Source organism: Chitinophaga sp., from assembly GCF_039596155.1.
Classification (GTDB): Bacteria; Bacteroidota; Bacteroidia; order Chitinophagales; family Chitinophagaceae; genus Chitinophaga.
Map to the genome: position 1 here is coordinate 14,733 of NZ_JBCNKF010000004.1, position 21,235 is coordinate 35,967.

Sequence of the window (21,235 nt, forward strand, 5' to 3'; positions counted from 1 at the left end):
AAAGTAACCAACGGGGAGAAGCGGGCAAAAAAAAATCGATTTCACCTGTGGTAAAATCGATTTTTTTTAGTGGCCTATACAGGCTTAAGGAAGCATGCAAAAATTCATTTGCATGGTCTGTTCAGTCTTAGATCTCAAAACCATCTGGCAGCACCATTCCGTTCTTTATCACCACAATTCCGTCCTTCACTGTATACAATTCGTGCTCTCCGTCTGGCAATGTCTCTCCCACATTAATCTTTACATTATTCCCAATACTTACATTCTTATCGATGATCGCATTGTTGATCACGCAGTTGTCTCCAATCCCCATTGGCGGATGTCCTTTTGCTTTCGCTCTTGCCAGGTCTTCCAGTGTCTGGTAGAAATCACTACCCATGATATAACTATTGGTAATCACCGAGCCCTTACCAATACGTGCACGGATACCTACCACGCAGCGTTCCAGTGTACTATCGGTAATAATGGTACCATCTGCAATGATGGTCTTCTTAAATGTACCGCTCATTTTGGCGGGCGGCAGCATACGGGCACGTGAATAGATTGTTTTGCCTTCATCGAATAAATTGAACTGGGGAATATCGTCTGTCAGGGACAGGTTGGCCTCCCAGAATGAACTGATATTTCCGATATCTGTCCAGTAACCGGTATATTGATAACTCATTACCTTCAGATCAGCATTGATCGCGTAAGGAATGATTTCTTTACCAAAGTCTGTTGCAGCTGCCTGACCTTTCAGCAGGTCATATAAAGTTTGTCTGCTGAAAATGTAAATACCCATACTTGCCAGGTATTCTCTTCCGGCTGCATGCATTTCATCACTTACAGGAGAAGCCCATGGCGCCAGTACATCCTGTTTAGGCTTTTCTGTGAAGGAAGTGATCAATCCTCTGTCGTCGGTCTTGAGGATCCCAAAATCAGAAGCATCTTTCGCCGTTACCGGGATGGTTCCGATCGTTACGGCTGCCTGAGACTCAATATGATGTTGCAGCATCTCCCTGAAATCCATCTGGTACAGCTGGTCGCCGGACAAAATGAGTACATAGTCGTACTCATAGTTCTCTATATGATGCAGACACTGACGTACTGCATCGGCTGTTCCCTGGTACCAGGTGGGGTTGTCGGGGGTTTGTTCTGCCGCCAGAATATCTACGAAAGCCTTACTGAAGTGACTGAAGTGATATGTGTTCTTAATATGCTTGTTCAGTGAAGCGGAGTTAAACTGGGTCAGTACAAAGATGCGGTTCATATCCGCATTCAAACAATTGGAGATGGGAATATCCACCAATCTATATTTACCAGCTACCGGCACCGCGGGTTTCGAGCGTTTGCGGGTGAGCGGATAAAGACGGGTTCCGGAACCGCCTCCTAAGATAAGGGAGATAACTGCGTTAGACATATATTCTATTCTTTTGTTTCGTTGAAATAATGATTACTATAATGGAAAGTCCCGTTTACAAACTACGTGGAAAGTTCCGTGCCAATTAAGGTCTGATTACTATTGATTCGTATAATTTTACATATTCCGCAGCTGCACTGTCCCAGGAGTGGTCTATCTGCATGATATATTCCTGGATCTCCTGCAACGTCTGCGCATCGCTGTACAGCTCCACAGCCCGCGCGATGGCCTGACAGGCATCCCAGGCCTCGGCCTGTATAAAGCGGATGCCAAAACCGCCAGGTTCTCCGAAGTCCTTCACCGTATCTTTTAACCCGCCTACACTACGCACAATGGGTATTGTTCCGTAGCGCAAAGCATACAACTGATTTAACCCACAAGGCTCTACTCTGCTGGGCATTAACAGGAAGTCACTCCCTGCATATATGCGGTGAGACAAGCCTTCATTATACCCATACTGTACATTGAAATTAGGTCCGGTAGCTACTTTTGTCTGGTGCAACCGCCATTCTGTATGTGACTCCCCGCTGCCTAATACAAGGAAGTTGAGCTGATTCTGCTGCTCATACAAAGAACGTCCGATAATATCTGGTAACAGGTCGGCGCCTTTCTCGCCTACCAAACGGCCAATGAAGGAGATCAATGGTAATTCGGGATTGAAGCCAAATTCCTCGCACAACTGGCGCTTTATTTCTTTTTTCCCACTTACAAAGGAAGTTTCGTCATAGTGAAAGGGTAACATAGGGTCTGTAGCAGGATCCCATACTTTGTTGTCAATACCGTTCAGGATACCTTTACACTTGCGACGCTCGCTTCGTAGCAGACTTTCCAGTCCGTTTGCGCCGTTATACATCTCTTCCAGGTATCCCGGAGACACGGTGGTTACTCTCCATGCACATTTGATGGCTGCTGCCAGCGGGTTCACTGCATTGTTCCATCCTACCAGTCCTGCCTTCCAGAGGTCAAAGCCCGGTAAGCGGTAAAGCTGATCCCAGCCGAATTGCCCCTGGTACTCTGCATTGTGAATAGTTAATACCGAAGCAATGTTCCGCAGCCGCTCATACTTGTAAGCATGTGTCATCATAAAGGGGATAAAACCTGTATGATAGTCGTGACAATGCACAACATCAGGATGATGTTGCCATTCATTCAGCCAATCCAGTACAGCGATCTGAAATGCCAGGAAACGCTCCATATCATTCCAGTGACCGTAGACGCTTTCCTGGTCCAGCAACCCCGGAATATCCAACAGGTACAGGTCAAAGCCCAGTACATTGTTCTTTTCGCGGAACACGTTGACGTGGTACCAATTGAACCCGACCCAGGTACCTCCCTGGTGAACGAGTTCAAATTCGTTGTTCTCAAAAAAGCGGGATTTATAGGCGGGCATCACTACCTTGGCAACACAACCCAGATTGTGCTGGTATTTAGGGAGTGCACCTACGACGTCTGCTAATCCTCCTACTTTCGCTACCGGATAACATTCCGCGCTAACGTGTAAAATTTCCATGCTTGTCAGTTAATAAATAAAGCTCTTGTATATAATCAAATTAGCTTGGAAAAAGGATATTGCAAAGGAATATCCAAACTTTCTTTATATTATTTGCACAGTCGCCACTGGTACAGCCTGCTGCCCGCAAAGCCGCTCCTGCCCGGCTTGTAGCAAGCCTTTCAGTCCATAACATTTTTTTATCATAAGGCAATATCAGTAACCACACTTTGAGGCGATGTAACCACGGAATGCTGAAAAGGCGATTATAGTGAAAAATCTTATCTTCGAAGGTTATTAATTTCCAATAGTTTTTATGCAATTCGGCCGCGTCAATGATTCATTATTAAACAATATAGACTTTACCCTGCCCGACCCGAAGGACAATCTACTTGTATTACCCGGTCTGCCAGCAGCGAATCTGTCTGTCTATATCGGAGCTCCCCGATGGGGAATGAAGGAATGGGTAGGGCCCCTGTATCCTAAAGGTACCAAAGAAGCCAATTACCTTGAAGAATATCCTCATCACTTTAATTGTATAGAGTTCAATGCGACACATTATAAGATCTATGACCCGCTCACCATTGGGAAATGGAAGGCCCGTGTGAACAGGAAGGATTTCAAATTCTGTCCTAAGGTTCCGCAGTCCATTAGTCATTATAGCAGCCTGGTGAATGCGCAGGATCAAACCACAGCTTTCCTGGAAGGGATCCTCGCGCTCGAAGAGAACCTTGGACCTATATTCCTCCAATTAGGTGAAAACTACAGTCCTAACCGTCGGGAGAATCTGTATAAATACCTCCAAAATCTGCCGACAGACCTGCAATGGTACCTTGAACTCAGGCACCCCGATTGGTTTAACAATCCGGCTGTCACTAAAGAACTTTTCGACACCTTACGGCAGCTGAAAATCGGTGCTGTCATCACAGATACTGCCGGCCGCAGGGATTGTGTACACATGCAACTGCCCACACCGGGGTCTATGGTTCGCTTTGTGGGGAATAGTTTGCATCCAACAGATTATAAAAGAATGGATGACTGGGTGGAAAGGATTGACAAGTGGGCAAAGAACGGGCTGCAGGAGTTGTACTTTTTTATGCATATGCAGGATGAAATGGCATATGTGGAGGCCACTGTGTATTTTATCGATAAACTAAAAGAAGTGTGCGGCATCAGCGTGCCTAAGCCTGTGTTCCAGCCCAGACAGCAATCTTTATTTTAAATAAACCTGCCGCAAGGGACTATAAACAGTTCCAGAAAAAAGGCGGTTAAAAAGCGTTCGCCTTTTAACCGCCCTACCTTATAAGCAGCCATCATCTTATTGCTGCTCCTGGTTTTTATCGCCTTTGTTTTTGTTTTGTTCCTGCTTTTCCTTGTCTTTCTTTGGAATGATGACTTTTTCTGTATCATCTGACGTCACCTCCCGGGTAATATCACGACTATAATCATTTCCGAGGTTTGGACCTCCCTGTTCTAAGCCGTGGCTGCCTATTGATCTGTCTCTGATTTCCATAACTCACTATTTTTGGGTTTAATAATACTAACGATAATGGTCCAGAAACCATGCCAGCCAATATGTTCGCAAGCGGACACAAGTTCCTGAAAACGAACAGCCTGCAAAACAAAACAAGCTCATTTACAGGCGTTTACAAACTGGTATCATTGTGGTAATTATTTTTTTATGATCAGGAATTATTGCCGTGTTGCCTGGCGCAACATTGTACAAAACAAGCGACTCTCCGTTATCAATATTACAGGGCTAGCCCTGGGTATGACTTTCGCCCTGCTCATCGGCATGTGGGTACAATATGAAAAGAGCTTCGATCAGTTCCATAAAAATGGAGACCGGATAGGTATCATTATCAGGCATACCTTGTTCAATAATGAGAAAGAGACAACGTATACTACTCCCCTCCCCCTTTATAGTCTGATGCAACATAACTATCCGGAAGTGAAACGCGCTTCGAGGATCAGTCAGTCTGATCAGATGGGCATTGCCTATGGTACTCAAAAGTTCTTCAGGACAGGCATTTTCGCCGATCCGGCTTTTCTGCTTATGTTCTCGTTCCCTTTAATGGAAGGTAACGTCCATACCGCCCTGAATGAACCGAACAGCATTATACTGACAGTCTCACAGGCACATTCCCTGTTTGGTAATGCACCTGCCCTTGGACAAATTGTGAGGGTAGACAATATGGAATTGCAGGTGACAGGGATCATGAAAGACCTGCCGCCAAATTCAACTTTTCAGTTTGACTTTATCATGCCCTTTTCTTTAATGGAAAGAGAATCTCCATTTGTAAAGGATGCAAATAACAGATGGGGAGTCAACTTTGCATGGAATGCGGTAGAGCTGAATCCGGGAGCCACTATGGCTGGTTTGTCAAAGAAGGTAAGCGGATTAATCAACGAGCATGACCCGGGGCATGATAACCAATTCCTGGAACTGCAACCATTTACACACATGCACCTGTACAATGAATTTAAGAACTGGAAAGAATCGGGCGGCAGGGCTGGTTATGTACATCTCTTTACCATCATTGGTCTTTTTATTTTGTTGATTGCCGCTATTAACTTCATGAATCTCAGTACGGCAAGATCTGAAAAACGTGCGAAAGAAGTAGGTATTCGTAAGGCGATCGGCTCCGGACGTATACAATTAGCCGGTCAGTTCCTGAGTGAATCTGTCCTGACAGCGTTGCTGGCTTTCATTATTGCAATCATCTTAATATTACTCATACAGCCTTTCCTGGGGGAGGTAGGCATCACACATGTACAATTCTCGATGCAACATGCGTGGATGGCTTTAGGCATTTGCTTCTTCACCGGATTACTGGCAGGCAGCTATCCTGCCTGGTACCTCTCTTCTTTTATGCCGGTACTTGTATTGAAAGGCCCGGTAAAGACAGGCAAAAGTCCGGTTACACTGCGCCGCGTATTAGTTGTCTTCCAGTTTGCCATCAGCATTGCACTCATCATTTGTACCGCTATCGTATTCCAGCAGATCAGGCATGCACAAAACCGGTTCATGGGATATAATCCAGATAACCTGCTCTCTATAAATACGAGTACTGCACTTAAAAAAAATTACACGGCTCTGAAGCAGGAACTCCTGAGTAGTGGTCAGATAGCTGCGGTCACCAGAACATCTCAACCTATGACAGCCAACTATAACAAGTGGAGCGATTTCTCCTGGCAGGGTAAAGATCCCAAGGCTGAAATAAGCATGGATGTGATCATGGCTGACTGGGACTACGACAAAGCGACCGGCATGCAATTCATGCAGGGCCGCGCTTTTGATCCCAGCCATCCGTCAGATTCCAGTGCTGTAATTCTTAACGAGACGGCACTCAGAACAATAGGATACACAGACCCTATTGGCAAAACCATTCAATCCGGGTCGAATACACTTACGATTATCGGTATTATAAAAGATCTTGTATTATACAATCCTTACCAGACTGCCTATCCGCTGGCGATTATCTTTCAGAAAGAAGAAGCCAACAATATACTCGTTCGCCTCAAACCAGGTGCAGATATTTCGAAAACACTCAATATCATCACCCCCGTTTTTGAAAAATACAATACAGACCAGCCATTTGTGTATTCTTTTACGGACAAGGATTTTGCCCATAAATTCGAAATGGAAAACCAGGTCGGCACTTTAGCAGCCTCTTTTGCATTGCTGGCAATCCTGATTTCCAGTATGGGGCTGTTTGGATTGGCGATGTTCATGGCAGAGCGCAGGACGAAAGAGATAGGTATCAGAAAAGTGATGGGGGCTACACTGCCACAACTATGGTTACTGCTGTCAAAAGACTTCGTCTGGCTGGTGATACTGGCGGGTGTTATTGCTTCACCTTGTGCCTTTTATCTGATGCAGCAATGGCTGGCGCATTTTGATTACAGGATAGCCATCAGTTGGGAGGTATTTGCGGGAGCAGGATTGGTTGCCGGTATAATCGCGCTGATCACAGTCAGCTCCCAGGCTATAAAAGCGGCACTTATGAATCCCATCCGGTCATTACAATCTGAATAAACTCCTGGTGTTCCTCAGCCTGCCGTAAGAACAGGCCGGGAAAAGTATCGGGGCCTGGTCCGGTGAGCAATGCATGTTCTAACTGGCAGCCTTTGAATACCGCTTTACCCCTGCAAAAGCAGTTTTTTATTGTTCACAGGAATATTCTTCAATAAATCCCGTGAAAATTAGACAAAATCTAACAAATTCACTCATTTGCATTCCACCGATCAAAACCTTACTTTTGTTCTCTGAAAAGGGAAGAATAATATGCGCGAAAAGCTTAGGGAGCTTGCCGGTGAACTGACCGGAACGTTATACACCGATGATACCATGCGTACCTTGTACGCCACAGATGCTTCTGCATACCGGGAAATGCCATTGGCCGTTGCTATTCCAGCCAATGAAGCAGACATCAAAACACTGATCCGTTTTGCGAGGGCAAACAAAACGTCGTTAATTCCGCGTACAGCCGGAACGTCGCTCGCCGGACAAGTTGTTGGCAACGGGATCGTCGTTGATGTGTCGCGTACTTTCACCAAAATTCTCGAAATCAACACAGCAGAACATTGGGTAAGAGTGCAGCCAGGGGTCATCCGCGATGAGCTCAACATGTTCCTCAAACCATACGGCTTCTACTTCGGACCGGAAACCTCCACTGCCAACCGCGCCATGATTGGTGGGATGGTTGGAAATAACTCCTGTGGTTCTAACTCTGTTGTATACGGTAGTACCCGTGAACACCTGCTCGAAGTAAAAGCTATTCTCAGCGATGGCTCTGACGTCACTTTCAATGCTATCTCTGCAGAAGAATTTCATGCCCGCTGTGAAAAGAATGATGGTAGTCTGGAAACGGCTGTCTATAAGCAAATGCGCACACTGCTGGGTAACCACTCCCACCAGGAAGAGATCCGCCGTGAATTTCCGAAACCTAGTATCCTCCGCAGAAATACCGGTTATGCTGTAGACCTGCTATTGGAAACAGCACCTTTTACAGCCGGTAAAGAAGATTTTAACTTCTGTAAACTCATTGCCGGTTCAGAGGGAACCCTCGCATTCCTGACAGAAATAAAAATCAACGTGGATCCCCTGCCTCCTAAAGAGACAGGTTTGCTTTGTGTACACTTCAATAATGTTGATGAATCCCTGCGTGCGAATATTATCGCCATGCAATATAAACCCAGCGCCAGTGAATTGATCGACCACTACATCCTGGAGTGTACAAAAGATAATATTGAACAAAGCAAGAACCGCTTTTTCGTACAGGGAGATCCGGGGGCTATCCTTGTAGTAGAATTCCTCCGCGACACCCGCGAAGAAATCACCGGGGTTGCCGACCGCCTCACTGCTGAGCTGAAAGCTGCAGGTCTGGGATATCATTTTCCCCTGCTGTTCGGTGCAGACACGAAGAAGATCTGGACACTACGTAAAGCAGGTCTTGGCTTACTGAGCAACCTGCCCGGCGATGAAAAGGCTGTGCCAGTGATCGAAGATACGGCAGTTGATATCTACGACCTGCCTGATTATATTCGCGACTTCAATGAGATACTGAAAGCAAATGATCTTTACTGCGTACATTATGCGCATGCGGGTAGTGGAGAGATCCACCTTCGTCCGATTATCAACCTGAAAACACCTGAAGGCAATGCCCTCTTCCGTAAGATCGCCGAAGAGATCGCAACCCTCGTTAAGAAGTACAGGGGTTCACTGAGCGGTGAACATGGAGATGGCCGTCTGCGTGGTGAATTTATCCGCCAGATGATTGGTAATAAGAACTATGAACTGCTCAGAGAAGTAAAATATACCTGGGATCCGGAGAACATCTTCAATCCAAATAAGATTGTGGATACCCCAAGCATGAACAGCATGCTGCGCTATACACCAGGCCAGCAAACACCGCCTATCCAGACTGTTTTCCACTTCCCGGAGCAAACTATCCTGCAACATGCTGAGCAATGTAACGGATCAGGCGACTGCCGCAAGACACAACTGAGCGGTGGTACCATGTGTCCCAGCTATATGGCTACGCGTAATGAGAAAGATACTACCCGTGCAAGGGCCAATATCTTACGTGAGTTCCTGACGCATTCAACAAAGGAAAACCGCTTCGACCACCAGGAGATTAAAGAAGTACTGGATCTCTGCCTGGCTTGTAAGGGTTGTAAGTCAGAATGCCCTTCTAACGTCGATATGGCGAAACTGAAAATGGAATTCCTGCAGCACTATTACGATGCAAACGGAGTGCCTTTCAGAGCAAAACTGATCAGCAACTACAACCGGCTGAATGGACTGGCACAATACGTTCCGGGACTGTACAACTGGATGATCCATACAAAAGCTACCGGTGATCTGATCAAGAAGACTTCCGGGTTTGCGAAAGCACGTTCATTACCAGGATTACAGGCAACCACCCTGCGTCGCTGGTATAAGAAAGAGTGGCCAGCGGTAAAGGCAGCACTGCCGGCAGCCACTAAAAAGGTGTACCTCTTCTGTGATGAATTTACCAACTTCAATGATACACATATCGGGATCAAAGCAATACAATTACTGTATCGCTTAGGTTATGAGGCAGTGATGATAGAACACCCTGAAAGTGCCCGCGCATGGCTGTCTAAAGGCCTGTTGCGCAAAGCAAGGACATTCGCGGAACAGAACGTACGCATTTTCAGTGAGGTGATTAACGACAATGTACCTTTGTTAGGTATAGAGCCGTCAGCCATCCTGAGTTTCAGGGATGAATATCCGGATCTTGTCAGAGAAGACCTGAGAGCAGCAGCGAAAGCATTAGCCAAAAATGTATTCCTGATAGATGAATTCCTGAACAGGGAAGCTGAAAAAGGAAATATCAAAGCCGATCAGTTCATAGCTGACAAAAAACAGATCAAACTGCATGGACATTGCCAGCAAAAAGCATTGTCATCTGCACTTTACAGCAAAAATATTCTATCATTACCTGCTCAATATACCGTCGAAGTTATTCCTTCCGGATGTTGTGGTATGGCGGGATCATTTGGGTATGAAGAAGAGCACTATGAGCTATCCATGCAGATTGGGGAACTGGTGTTGTTCCCGGCGGTAAGAAGTGCCGGTGAAGAGACCCTGATTGCGGCACCGGGCACGAGTTGCCGCCACCAGGTGAAAGACGGTACAGGCAAAAAGGCCCTGCATCCAATCGAGATTTTATTCGATGCACTAAGATAAAAGCAACTTATATTAATGATAGATAAAAACGCTTTTGCCGATGCAAAAGCGTTTTTATTTAAGTCAACTCTTTCCTCAGTTCTTTGATGGCTTCATGCACCTTGTTATAAATAGTGCGCTCTGACAAACCTGTCTTCGTAGCCATATCCGCGTAAGACAATCCTTCAAAATACTTTAGCCGGATTAATAATTGTTTTCTCTTCGAGAGACGTTGAATAGCATTTGTAATTCTTCGTTGCAGCAAAATATTTTCTTCCCGATGCAGGGATACCTGTTCCGGAGATTGTTCAGTGTATAGCTGTAAATGTTCATCGGTCAGTTCTGATACTGCCGACAGCATCCCTCCCTCTTTCAATAACTTTCGCCTGAAGGAAGTTGTCACATAAGTAAGCGGATATCCAATGTCCTGCAACGTTTCCCGCTGCTGCCACAACTGCAGGAATTGCTGGTTCAGGACATCTTTCAGCAGATCCCTGTCTGTCGTGATCTTCAATCCTATCGATAATAAATAAGGGAAAAACTGACGGTACAATGCATAAAAATCCTGTTCGCTACGATTATTTACAAATGCCTTCCATAACGCCCGGATTTCGTTTGTATCCCTGGCACCCATATGTTGGCAATTAAGGCAGCAAAACTACCTTATTCAAAAAACGATCGTTTACGTATTCGGGAAAAATGCAGGCAATCAAATTTTCCCAAATTGATCATCTACCCTGAAATCCCTTACCACAAAACATTTCAGAGGATTATTTTTTTTTCTTACCCAAAAAGGCAAGGGTAAAAATAAAAATCTGACTGCTCTATATAGTATGACTCAGCCATTCGACATAGAATCATTACTGTTAGACGACAGCTTTATTCAATATTGCCTTGACCGGGCTGACGAGGCCACCATCCGTCACTGGGATGCTATTAGCCATACACATCCAGATACTGTAGCCCAGGCCAGAGAAATTGTATACGGTATTTACAACTGGGGCGTCGACAAAGAACTGCACCTCTCCACTAACACACTTCGCAGGCAAATTAATCAGCCCACACACATCTACCGTATCATCAAACGGGTAAGCGTAGCAGCTGCTGTCTTAGTGGCTGTAGGTATTAGTTACCTATGGCTGCATACGAACGCTATGATCACACTCAGCACAGCTGACAGTGTCAGGAAAATCATCCTCCCTGACAGCTCTGTTATCTGGATGAATACGAAAACTACGATCCAATATAGTGGCAGAAAAATCATTCTTAAAGAAGGTGAAATCTTTTGCGAAGTACAACATGATGTCAACCACCCATTTACTGTCACTACGGCTACGGGACTGAGGATAGCAGATATCGGCACCAGTTTCCAGGTACGCAGCTACCAGGCACTCAACGAAGAAAAAGTCAGTGTAATGAGTGGCATAGTCATGGTCAAAAACCAACTCATTCATCAGGGAGAAGGTATAACAGTCAACAGGTATACCCGGCAGGTCACACCTATTCCCGCAGAAGATCCCCGCTGGATGCGGCAAACATTCATTCTCAACAATGTTCCGCTCAGCCAGTTGTTACAATCCCTGCAGGAAAATTATCACGTGCACTTCAACGCTAAAAACAATAGCATGCTGAGATGCCATGTCACCGTGAGTTTTACATCAGGTGATCAGCTGCGCGATATTCTGGACAATCTCACCCTGATTTACGGAATCACCTATACAATTCAACAGGAAGAAATCATATTAGATGGTAAAGGATGTAATTAAAATCGCCGGTCTGCTGCTCATTACAGCTATTTGCCATGCACAAAAGATCTCGTTCCGCACAGAGAAAAGCTGGAAGCTGGATCATGCGCTGCTGGCATTATCTGCACAGTCGGGTGTAAACATTGCATTCAATCCCGCTGATGCAGGCGACATTGTTGTACCTGCGCGATCGTTTGAGAAGCAGTCAATAGAAGGCATTGTCACGATCCTGCTCAACGGGACCGGCCTTACTTATCACCTGCAGGGAAACCGTCTTGTGGTTTTTAAAGCAACTACTGCGGCGCCCAAAAAAGCAGTTCCCCTACCCCCCGTAGCCACAAGCAGATTCGTTATATCCGGTCGCGTGCTCGCTGAAGATGGTACTGCGCTTCCTGCCGCCAGTATCCGTCTTAAAGAACTTAATCAGTTTTTCACTACCGATAACCGTGGTAACTTCACCATGATCCTCTCCGGCGCCAACACCTTTACCCTGGAGATTTCATATGTAGGTTACCAGCAACAAACGCGCAGGATCGAACAATTGTATACCGATACCATATTACCGGTCGTGTTCTTAAAAGAGGTAAGCCTTCGCCTAAAAGACATAGCAGTCACTGCCAGCCGCTCCATGGAAGGTAGTTCCAACTCTTCGCTCATGATCACCAGGGAAGTGATCGAACAAACACCTGCATTAAGTCTGAACGACCTGCTGAACCAGATTCCCAACAGAGCAGTAACAGCACCCTCCCTGCAAAATGTACAGCAGATCAATCTACGTGCAAGTTTTGCCCCTACTACCAATAACAGGGGCGCCTACGAACTGAGTAACTCATTCGGTGTGGCCATTGTCATGGACGGAAACACTATTTCCAACAACATGAATATGCAGGGATACAATCCGGGTTACAGGGGAATGACCAACTCATTCATCACCAGTGGATCCGGCTGGGGATTGAGTGGGGCCGGCACTACCAGCTATTCAGGAGATTATACGTATGGTGGTACTGACCTCCGCCAGATCCCACCTGATAATATAGAAAGCATTGAAGTCATTGCTGGCGTTGCTTCTGCCAGATACGGCGACCTTACCGATGGTGCGATCATTATAGAGAGACAGGCGGGTGTCTCCAAAGGGTATTTTCGTACACAGTTGCGGGATGCAGCTACTACCGCCAGCTTTAGCAAAGGCTTCCGGCTTTCACCCAAAGCGGGTGTAATGAATACCAGCTTCAATTACGTGAACTCAACTTTTGATAGTCGTGATAAATTAAAGAACTATGAGCGCCTCAACGGCAACATTATCTGGACAAATTACTACGGTCAAAATAACCGGCTGAAAAATACAACCATCGTGGATTACGGGCGTAACCTGGATGGGATAAAAAGAGACCCGGATGATCCGACCTCTGCGAAAGCCCGCTTCGACAGCTGGAACTTCAGTATCTCCGATAAGGTGACTTATCGCGTAAATAGCAAGTTCATAAAAAACATTACTGCCAATCTACGTTACAGTGAAGGACACCAATATACTTACAGGGAATGGCAGGTGAACAATGCGTATGTACTATATACACTGGCCACCACTACCGGTATTCACGAAGGATCTTACGCACCGGGTATCTATACCGCACAGGCCATTGTAGATGGCAGGCCGGTGAGTCTGAACGGGAGTCTGGATGTTGCAAATGAATTCCGCACCGGTCGTATCAATCACTACCTTACAGTGGGCGGTAACTACAACTGGGGGCGCAACAAAGGTCTGGGCCAGTTATCTGACCCCAGCAATCCACGCATTGGCGCTAATATCAACACAAGCTCCGGCGGCAAGACCATGGGCGAGCGATATTATGATTATAGCCGTATCGTACCACAGCGCGACTTCGGATTTTATGCAGAAGATGTATTTAAAACGCCCATTGCCAATAATTATCTGCATGTGAGGGCAGGCGCGCGGCTGGATGTACAGAATGGTAAACTCAGTGGTTCCCCGCGTATCAATACCAACTATGAGCTAAACAAATACCTGAGGGTGGGGCTGGCGTATGGACTGGCATTTAAATCACCGGGTTTAGCGATGCGGTACCCGGGGCCTTCTTTCACAGAGATTCCACTGTTGAATGCATATAACGGCAAGGAAGCAGAGAGTGCTGCACTGATTTATGTAAACCGCTATGATCCGACTAATAAAAACCTGAAGGCGGCTAAAAGCCAGACATTTGAACTGTCTGCCCAATACCGTAAGCATGGCTGGAATATCTCAGGTAATGCATATGCCAAATGGAATACAGATGGTGTGAACACAACCGTGCAATATACACCGGTGACGCTCCCGATGTATTCAGCTACACAGGTAGCGGGTTCCAAACCGATCATCACAGTGGATAGTATGAAACGTTTTCAGATTGCCACCCATACATTTTCTAACAGCTTAAAGTCAACCAGCTATGGGGCCGAACTGATAATGTCTACACCGGCTGTAAAGGCAATTGCGACATCATTTACGTTGAGTACAGGTATTAACCGTTCCCTCTCCAGCACAACGAACGATACCTGGGTATCAAGACCCGGTAGTATAACCAATACAAATCCGGACTATGCGCTGCAGGGATTATATCCTCCGAGAAATGAATATACCACCTTCAGTTCCGGTCGCATTACTTCGGTCACACATATTCCTAAGATCAGCCTGATCATTCAGTTTACTGCGGAATGTATACTGATCAGCAAGACAACTACAGCCGCCAGAAGTGGTATTCCGGTTGCGTATATGACGAATAACTATGACATTGTTTATCTCGCTGCATTTAATAAGGATGACCTGAGATATGGATACTTATATCAGCCTGAGAGTGAAACGAATGCAAACAGGGCACCAGGTCCCTTGATGAACTTCCATATGAGTGTAGGAAAGGAGATTCGTAAGCGTTTCAAATTTGCCTTCAACGTATACAATGTTTTCAACTATCAGCCTTACTACATAAACGCGGCAAATCAATATCAATTCCCCAATGCGTCACCAACATTCGGGGCGGAGGTATCCGTGAAGTTTTAATTACATCCGATTCCCTGATACTGGTCCTCGTTCCGGGGCCAGCTATCTCTAAAATTTAAAAAAAGAATAATGAAAAAGATCTGTTATTACCTGCTGCTGATCACCTTCCCAGCCATGTACTCGTGTAAAAAGGAAGGCGGTGTAACCACTGGTATACAACCCGTGAACCTCACGGTCAATCTCTCTTATGCACTGGACTCCAGCAAATATACCCTTCCGGTAAAAAACGTACAGGTAAAAATTACCAATACCAGTACAGCCAGTACACTTTCATCCACATCCAATGATTCCGGCATCGTACGCTTCACGGGCATTCCAGCCGGCACTTACGATGTAGACGCAACGATCACCATCACTGCGGACAACTATTACACTATCACGGGTACTTACGTGGCTGAGGATGTTACCTTCAACGCCTCGGAAAAGAACACGGCAATCGCGGTAGGTAGGGATGTGGCAATGAAGATGATACTGGTAGCCGGTACTACCGGTCAATGGGTGATCAAGCAGGTGTATTTTGCCGGCTCCAACCGAACAGACGGAGCCCTGTACCGTGACCAGTTCATCGAAGTATACAACAACAGTGACGAGGTATTATATGCAGATAGCCTGTATATCGGGCAGGTATTTGGAAGACAGTCATTCACTTCCAGCAACTACTATACACAAAAAAATGGCCAGATGGATTGGAGCAAGTCTGTAAACATGCCAGCAGATATTGATGCAAATAACGATTATGTGTATACCCGCACACTGCTTATGATACCTGGTACCGGTAAGACTTATCCTGTACAACCAGGCAGCGGTATCGTCATTGCACAAACCGCCATGAACCACAAAGTGCCCTGGACAGGCGCAAACGGTTCAACAATATCAGTAAAAAATCCGGCTCTGACCATCGATCTGAGTAGTGCCGACTTCGAAGCGTATTATGCATCCTTCCTGACGTCACCGCTGGCATCTGATGTCGACAATGTGAATGTACCCAACTTAGTAGTATTACAATATTTTGGCAGCGACTGGATACTGGACAACAACGGGCGTGATGGTTATGTCATCTTCAAGGCAGGTGGTTCAACAATAGTGAAAGATTGGCCCATGTACAACTTCCCCACTACCAGCGCCCCCTCGTCTAACGCAACGAAATACTACCAGATTCCACTGAAGTATGTGATAGATGCAGTAGAAATCCAGCCGAATACTGCAGAAGACCGCATCCCTAAAAAATTCGGTGCGCAATACGATGCAGGCTTTACAGCTGTTCCTAAAGGTGCTTACTCCTCACAATCGGTGATCCGTAAAACGCAGAAAACATTGAATGGCCGTATCATTTTAAAAGATACGAACAACTCAACTGAAGATTTTGATTACTTCGACGTAGCTACTCCAGGAGGATTCAAATAATAAGATATAGGATTCAAAAAATGAAATAGCCCCCTGATGTATTCAACTAATGCAGTGGCTATTCCGGAAGGATTCAGATAATGAAAAGACTGTTATTAATTTTAGTCAGCATAGGCGTTTCTCCTGTTGTCTTTGCACAAGGGCAACAGGAGCTGCCAGCAATGACACTGGCAGCAGACTCCACCAGATACCTGCTTTACGAGGCCGGCAAACTTTCTCCTACCTTCATTCCTCATCTCATGCCTATGGGTTTCAACACCGTGAAGCTTGACTACGGATTACACAACGGTAAGTTTGCAGCCGCGCAGGATGCTACTTCTGACAGGACATTTACTTTCAGTACAGAAGGTAAAACCAATTTAGGCCAAACAGCACTCTGGGGTTCCTTCAATTACCAGCGGATAGTAGAAGACAGTACGCGCTTCCGCCACCAGACAAGAAACAATCCGACAGCGCCATACTATTATGGTTCGCCAGCTGCCGTAAGTTATCACCGGGCACTGTATCAAACCCGCGTAGGGTTATCGCATTATTTTTTCAATCATCACCTCCCCCTTTCTGTTGGTGCCGACTATCGCATCGGTAATCACTTTAGCGTAAATGATCCCAGAGGTTCGATCAACGATTACCAGTTTAACCTGAATGCAGGTACAGGTTATTCCCTGAGGAATAAATTCACAGGTACCATCGATGGTTACTATGGATATGGTACCGAAGTAGTAAATGTAGCTTACAAGAATGACAGCTATGGAGAAAGCACCGTTTATCCGGATTATGTAAACTACCTGATCAATGGATATGCGGACCCCAATCCCAAATTGACAAACCGCAATTACAGAACACGCTTCAGACGAAACGGGGCTGGTTTTTCTCTGATCTGCAAGGACAAATACATAGGTACGCTTGCTGCCACAGCAAAGCGTATCAAAGAACAGCAATTCTACTATTACCGTTCTGACGGAGGATTTGATACACTGGAAAATTACACACTGACTACAACGAAAGCACAGGTCTTATGGTCAAAGGGGCATTTTCTGGCATCCTTTGCCTATGAGGCGCAGAAGGGCGAAGATTACCAGATTGTGTATAAAGCCAACAATTATCAATACCGTTCCGAAAGCTATACTTTTCGTGCAGTGTACACCGGCCGCAATATGAATTATGGCGTGCAACTGAACAATCATACAGAAGAGCGGATGGATGGTATCACCGGCAATCATGTGCAATATGAACACATCACGGTACAGCCCAATATTGGCTATAATTATACTACTAAAAAGAAAGATCACTGGGGGACTGATTTATCGGTGCATTACACGCAGTCAATGAATCCAGCTATATACACCACATCAGTGAATGTCAATTATTTCACGCACCAGGTAATACAATATGACTATTACTTCAATGCTGCCAGCAGTGCAGGTGGTATGTTCTCTATACAGTACAACAAACATTTCAAAGGGTTTTACGCCGGGCTGAAAGGAACTATAGCATATACAACGGCATTTCATGAAAGTAACGTTGTACTGGATGGAGCATGGAGACCCGGGAAGGACAGAACTTACGGGAACATAGCGTTGCAATTCTATTTTTAATACACCAGGTAAAGGTGCATTATCCTTTACAACACGTCGTCGTGGACTAGCAATTTCATCTTTAATACACCAACATGAAGAGGTCAATTTTGATAGCAGGAAGCTTTATCATTTTATGTTCACTAAACAGTTACACAATTAATCATTTTAAGAGTGAAGCAGATTCACTGCGTACAATCTATAGCAGACCCGTTTCCGAATGGCCCAGACCCGATATAGACAGCGGAGTTAAATATGAAGAAATGCAGGCACTGCCAAAAGAAAACGCATGGTTTGATGGCATGAAAGACCCTGAAGTCCAACTAGGCAAATTGTTATTCTTCGATCCCCGCCTATCGCGGTCCAGCCAGATCTCGTGCAGTAGTTGCCACGAACCGGACCTTGCGTGGACAGATGGTCGCAGGGTTTCATTAGGCAATGATCATTTACAGGGCACCCGCAATACTCCGACATTGTTAAATGTATTCATTTATGGACGGAGCTATTTCTGGGACGGCCGTGCAGGTTCGCTGGGCAACCAGATCTTCGGACCTATAAGTGCGCATCACGAGATGGATATGGATACTGCATTATTACCTGCAAAATTGCAGGCGATCAAAGGCTATGATTCGTTATTTAGAACGGTTTACAAGGACAAAGTAAAACTGGAGTACATTAGTAATGCACTTGCTGCGTTTGAGAAAACCATCCGCAGCAGAAAGAGTCGTTTTGACCTGTTCTTACAGGGTATGGACAGTGCATTCACCGACCAGGAGATAAAAGGGCTACATGTGTTCCGTACCAAAGCAAGATGCATGAATTGTCACTACGGTACATATTTAACAGATAAGCAGTTTCACAACATTGGTCTTACTTATTACAAGCGTAAATACGAAGACCTGGGCAGGTATGAGATAACAAAAGATACTGCTGATGTAGGTAAATTCCGTACACCTTCGCTGAGAGATGTTGCCTACACAGGTCCATATATGCATAACGGATTGTTCCCTGAATTAGAGGGTGTAATTAATTTATATAATAGTGGGATGCGGCTTCAGCCAAGGCCGGCGCTGAAAGATGATCCGATGTTTCCGGTAACGGATAAGATCATGCGGCCGTTGAGATTAACAATCGCGGAGAGAGACGCGTTGGTAGCGTTTTTACGTGCGGCATCTGCAAGACCGATGCATGTAAACAGGCCACAGTTACCTGACTGACAAAGAACAGGAAAGCTGTTCCGGGAAACCGGGCAGCTTCCTGCACACAAAATTATTCTGACCGCCCAGGAAATCTTATCAACAGGAATGTTGCATCGCATTCCTATCTCCCCAATTGTCTTATTGCCCTATACCCTCCAGCTTAACTTTCCTTTATCATAACCTTAACTTTTTATTAAAACCCTTTTTTTCACCTTAGCGCAATCACGGTAGCGGATCAACTGCCAGCGCAGTCCCTAACCGAAGGGATTGCTAATGAAGACGTTGTTAATTCGCTATCCTTTTCTAACCAAACAAAGCCTATGTGCAAAAATTTTACGTTCGTTATCCTGTTGCTGTGCATTACCATGCTTACCACTTCCAGTTCATTCGCACAGGCAAAAATTGCCTACGTGAATATGCAACAATTAGTTATCAGTATGCCGGAAGCACGAAAAGCATATGACTCACTGCAACATTATCAACAGGCATTAATCAAAGACGGACAGGCATTGGTCGTTGCGTATCAGGCCCGGGCAGCTGAATTTGACACCTTACAGGAAAGATATAGTCCTGCGATCAGAGAAGTAAAAATGAAAGAGCTTGAACAGGCTAAGAACAATATCGAAGAATTCCGTCAAAGAATGGAACAACAGCTTTCGGTACGTGAACAGGAGCTAACCAGTCCTATACTGGTCAAAGTGAAAAAAGCCATCTCAGACCTGGCTGCGGAAAAAGGCTATGTGTGTGTTTTAGATAACTCTAAAGATATTGTGATCACTGCTACCTGCGAAGACCTCTTCCAGGCAGCCAAGCAAAGATTAGGTATAAAATAAGCGGTCTTTCGCCATTGATAACCCTCACAAACGACAAACAAAACGGGAATTGGAGCTGGTAGTCCCCTCCCGGGAAGGGAGGGGAACTATTAGCTCAAACAACAATCAAACGATTAACCACCCTGATAAAGATTTTTTTTCCATTAGTTGTCTGAATAAAAAACGGCTGTTTCATTTCTGAAACGGCCGCATTTATTTTGTAACATTCACTAGTATTTACTACAAGACTTTTAATAAGGCCACTCTATTTTACAGATCACCTTTCAATGTAAGCCCATTCTACAGCCTGATTGTGGCGGGTAGATACTTCGCTATCAGATCTTCGTAGTAAGGCTTCAATTCTGATATAACCGGTGGTTTCGGGCTCTTACTATACAAGTCGTAAGGATTAAATTTTTTCACCCACTCAAACATTTCCTTATCGTGCTTAGTCATTAAATGCTCATAACTATGCTCCCTGTGCTGCGAATAAAAAGAGTGGTACCTGATCATATACAACGCCGGCTCCGGCAAATAATCCTTCATCATCTGATATAGATACTCATCATGCCCCCAGCTCATCGACACATTATCCAATCCGCAGTTAGGGCTATATATACCGTACTTCGTATTATAACGTTCATCTCTTGTATCAGGATTTAACGAAAAAAACTCAGGATACACAATCTTGTCAGAAAATGCACATCCGACCGGGAAAGTATCTCCTACAACTGCCCACTGAGCTTCGCCAAATAAACACAACACCTTTCCCATATCATGAATAAATCCTGTTAATACAAACCAGTCAGGATGACCATCCGCGCGGATTGCCTCCGCCGTCTGGAGCAGGTGTTGTAACTGATCCAGGTCAATGTCCGGATCAGAATCGTCTACTAATGTGTTCAGGAATTCCATAGCTCCCCATACAGGCATTTCCTTCCTGTTAAAACGCAGGAAATCTGCCCTTTTCTCCTGCACAAACTCATAAGTCTGATAGGTATGATTAAGGCGGTAAAAATCCCGGACAGTATCCCTGCCTGGGTTCTCGTAGTTTCGAAACTCTTCCTTGGCTTTGGCTGGTTCACCTGCATCCGGATAGCGCAGGAGTACATCATCTTCCCATTGTTCAATACTCTGCAGTGGGCGTAGCTCCTCACCGGAGAAATCATGTGCTTTCATACGTGTAGTTTTAAATAAAAGAGTGCAATCAGGCTTGACAACCTTAATTTACAAATTACAATCGATTTCAACAAATAATTTCACCTAAAAATGCCTCATTTTGAGCCACTTTTAAGCTTTTTTCAAAAAACAACCCTTAAAAGGCATTTTCATCAAAAAGGGCGAAACGCGTGTATAGTTCGGG

At 45.2% G+C, this 21,235-nt stretch carries 14 protein-coding genes; 9 read left to right on the top strand and 5 right to left on the bottom strand.

Annotated elements, in window-relative coordinates; genetic code table 11:
- Nucleotides 1-127 precede the first annotated feature (127 nt).
- Both ABDW33_RS05025 and ABDW33_RS05030 read right to left on the bottom strand, forming a co-directional pair.
- Entirely contained in the window at nucleotides 128-1,399 is a 1,272-nt protein-coding gene (locus tag ABDW33_RS05025) for a glucose-1-phosphate adenylyltransferase (protein ID WP_343688968.1), read from the bottom strand.
- Between the two features lie 85 nt (nucleotides 1,400-1,484).
- The gene (locus ABDW33_RS05030; protein ID WP_343688969.1) at nucleotides 1,485-2,909 is read right to left on the bottom strand and encodes a glycogen/starch synthase; all 1,425 of its coding nucleotides are present in this window, start codon (nucleotides 2,907-2,909) and stop codon (nucleotides 1,485-1,487) included.
- Between the two features lie 295 nt (nucleotides 2,910-3,204).
- Between ABDW33_RS05030 and ABDW33_RS05035 the strand changes: the two genes are divergently transcribed.
- Complete coding sequence (locus tag ABDW33_RS05035; protein WP_343688970.1) at nucleotides 3,205-4,110, top strand: DUF72 domain-containing protein; 906 nt, start codon at nucleotides 3,205-3,207, stop codon at nucleotides 4,108-4,110.
- Between the two features lie 96 nt (nucleotides 4,111-4,206).
- Here the strand turns inward: ABDW33_RS05035 and ABDW33_RS05040 are convergent, their stop codons facing one another.
- Nucleotides 4,207-4,401: a hypothetical protein gene (locus tag ABDW33_RS05040; protein ID WP_343688971.1), complete on the bottom strand. Its 195-nt coding sequence runs from the start codon at nucleotides 4,399-4,401 to the stop codon at nucleotides 4,207-4,209.
- 168 nt (nucleotides 4,402-4,569) lie between these two features.
- Here ABDW33_RS05040 and ABDW33_RS05045 point away from each other — a divergent pair, with 168 nt between their 5' ends.
- Complete coding sequence (locus ABDW33_RS05045; protein ID WP_343688972.1) at nucleotides 4,570-6,927, top strand: ABC transporter permease; 2,358 nt, start codon at nucleotides 4,570-4,572, stop codon at nucleotides 6,925-6,927.
- A 249-nt stretch (nucleotides 6,928-7,176) separates the two neighbouring features.
- Nucleotides 7,177-10,107 (top strand): FAD-linked oxidase C-terminal domain-containing protein, encoded by a 2,931-nt coding sequence (locus ABDW33_RS05050; RefSeq protein WP_343688973.1) that lies wholly within the window; start codon nucleotides 7,177-7,179, stop codon nucleotides 10,105-10,107.
- A 58-nt stretch (nucleotides 10,108-10,165) separates the two neighbouring features.
- Here the strand turns inward: ABDW33_RS05050 and ABDW33_RS05055 are convergent, their stop codons facing one another.
- Entirely contained in the window at nucleotides 10,166-10,720 is a 555-nt protein-coding gene (locus ABDW33_RS05055; protein ID WP_343688974.1) for a sigma-70 family RNA polymerase sigma factor, read from the bottom strand.
- 199 nt (nucleotides 10,721-10,919) lie between these two features.
- On the opposite strand from ABDW33_RS05055, the gene ABDW33_RS05060 reads away from it, so the two are divergent.
- From ABDW33_RS05060 to ABDW33_RS05085, 6 genes are all read left to right on the top strand, one after another.
- Entirely contained in the window at nucleotides 10,920-11,852 is a 933-nt protein-coding gene (locus ABDW33_RS05060; RefSeq protein WP_343688975.1) for a FecR family protein, read from the top strand.
- Nucleotides 11,833-14,883, top strand: a complete 3,051-nt coding sequence (locus ABDW33_RS05065; RefSeq protein ID WP_343688976.1) for a TonB-dependent receptor — start codon at nucleotides 11,833-11,835, stop codon at nucleotides 14,881-14,883. Before ABDW33_RS05060 ends, ABDW33_RS05065 begins: the two co-directional genes overlap by 20 nt.
- Nucleotides 14,884-14,952: 69 nt before the next feature.
- On the top strand, nucleotides 14,953-16,287 hold the full coding sequence (locus tag ABDW33_RS05070; RefSeq protein WP_343688977.1) for a DUF4876 domain-containing protein: 1,335 nt from the start codon (nucleotides 14,953-14,955) through the stop codon (nucleotides 16,285-16,287).
- A gap of 80 nt (nucleotides 16,288-16,367) precedes the next feature.
- Complete coding sequence (locus ABDW33_RS05075) at nucleotides 16,368-17,882, top strand: DUF6850 family outer membrane beta-barrel protein (protein ID WP_343688978.1); 1,515 nt, start codon at nucleotides 16,368-16,370, stop codon at nucleotides 17,880-17,882.
- 74 nt (nucleotides 17,883-17,956) lie between these two features.
- Nucleotides 17,957-19,078 (top strand): cytochrome c peroxidase, encoded by a 1,122-nt coding sequence (locus ABDW33_RS05080; protein WP_343688979.1) that lies wholly within the window; start codon nucleotides 17,957-17,959, stop codon nucleotides 19,076-19,078.
- Nucleotides 19,079-19,380: 302 nt separating this feature from the next.
- Nucleotides 19,381-19,893, top strand: coding sequence for an OmpH family outer membrane protein (locus tag ABDW33_RS05085; protein WP_343688980.1), 513 nt, complete (start codon nucleotides 19,381-19,383; stop codon nucleotides 19,891-19,893).
- 279 nt (nucleotides 19,894-20,172) lie between these two features.
- Here the strand turns inward: ABDW33_RS05085 and ABDW33_RS05090 are convergent, their stop codons facing one another.
- Entirely contained in the window at nucleotides 20,173-21,051 is an 879-nt protein-coding gene (locus ABDW33_RS05090; RefSeq protein ID WP_343688981.1) for an inositol oxygenase family protein, read from the bottom strand.
- Between the last annotated feature and the right edge of the window lie 184 nt (nucleotides 21,052-21,235).

Coding starts and splice junctions, on each gene's coding strand:
- ABDW33_RS05035 (WP_343688970.1), top strand. CDS start 3,205: ATGCAATTCGGCCGCGTCAATGATTCATTATTAAACAATATAGACTTT.
- ABDW33_RS05055 (WP_343688974.1), bottom strand. CDS start 10,720: ATGGGTGCCAGGGATACAAACGAAATCCGGGCGTTATGGAAGGCATTT.
- ABDW33_RS05045 (WP_343688972.1), top strand. CDS start 4,570: ATGATCAGGAATTATTGCCGTGTTGCCTGGCGCAACATTGTACAAAAC.
- ABDW33_RS05060 (WP_343688975.1), top strand. CDS start 10,920: ATGACTCAGCCATTCGACATAGAATCATTACTGTTAGACGACAGCTTT.
- ABDW33_RS05075 (WP_343688978.1), top strand. CDS start 16,368: ATGAAAAGACTGTTATTAATTTTAGTCAGCATAGGCGTTTCTCCTGTT.
- ABDW33_RS05025 (WP_343688968.1), bottom strand. CDS start 1,399: ATGTCTAACGCAGTTATCTCCCTTATCTTAGGAGGCGGTTCCGGAACC.
- ABDW33_RS05085 (WP_343688980.1), top strand. CDS start 19,381: ATGTGCAAAAATTTTACGTTCGTTATCCTGTTGCTGTGCATTACCATG.
- ABDW33_RS05065 (WP_343688976.1), top strand. CDS start 11,833: ATGGTAAAGGATGTAATTAAAATCGCCGGTCTGCTGCTCATTACAGCT.
- ABDW33_RS05040 (WP_343688971.1), bottom strand. CDS start 4,401: ATGGAAATCAGAGACAGATCAATAGGCAGCCACGGCTTAGAACAGGGA.
- ABDW33_RS05090 (WP_343688981.1), bottom strand. CDS start 21,051: ATGAAAGCACATGATTTCTCCGGTGAGGAGCTACGCCCACTGCAGAGT.
- ABDW33_RS05080 (WP_343688979.1), top strand. CDS start 17,957: ATGAAGAGGTCAATTTTGATAGCAGGAAGCTTTATCATTTTATGTTCA.
- ABDW33_RS05070 (WP_343688977.1), top strand. CDS start 14,953: ATGAAAAAGATCTGTTATTACCTGCTGCTGATCACCTTCCCAGCCATG.
- ABDW33_RS05030 (WP_343688969.1), bottom strand. CDS start 2,909: ATGGAAATTTTACACGTTAGCGCGGAATGTTATCCGGTAGCGAAAGTA.
- ABDW33_RS05050 (WP_343688973.1), top strand. CDS start 7,177: ATGCGCGAAAAGCTTAGGGAGCTTGCCGGTGAACTGACCGGAACGTTA.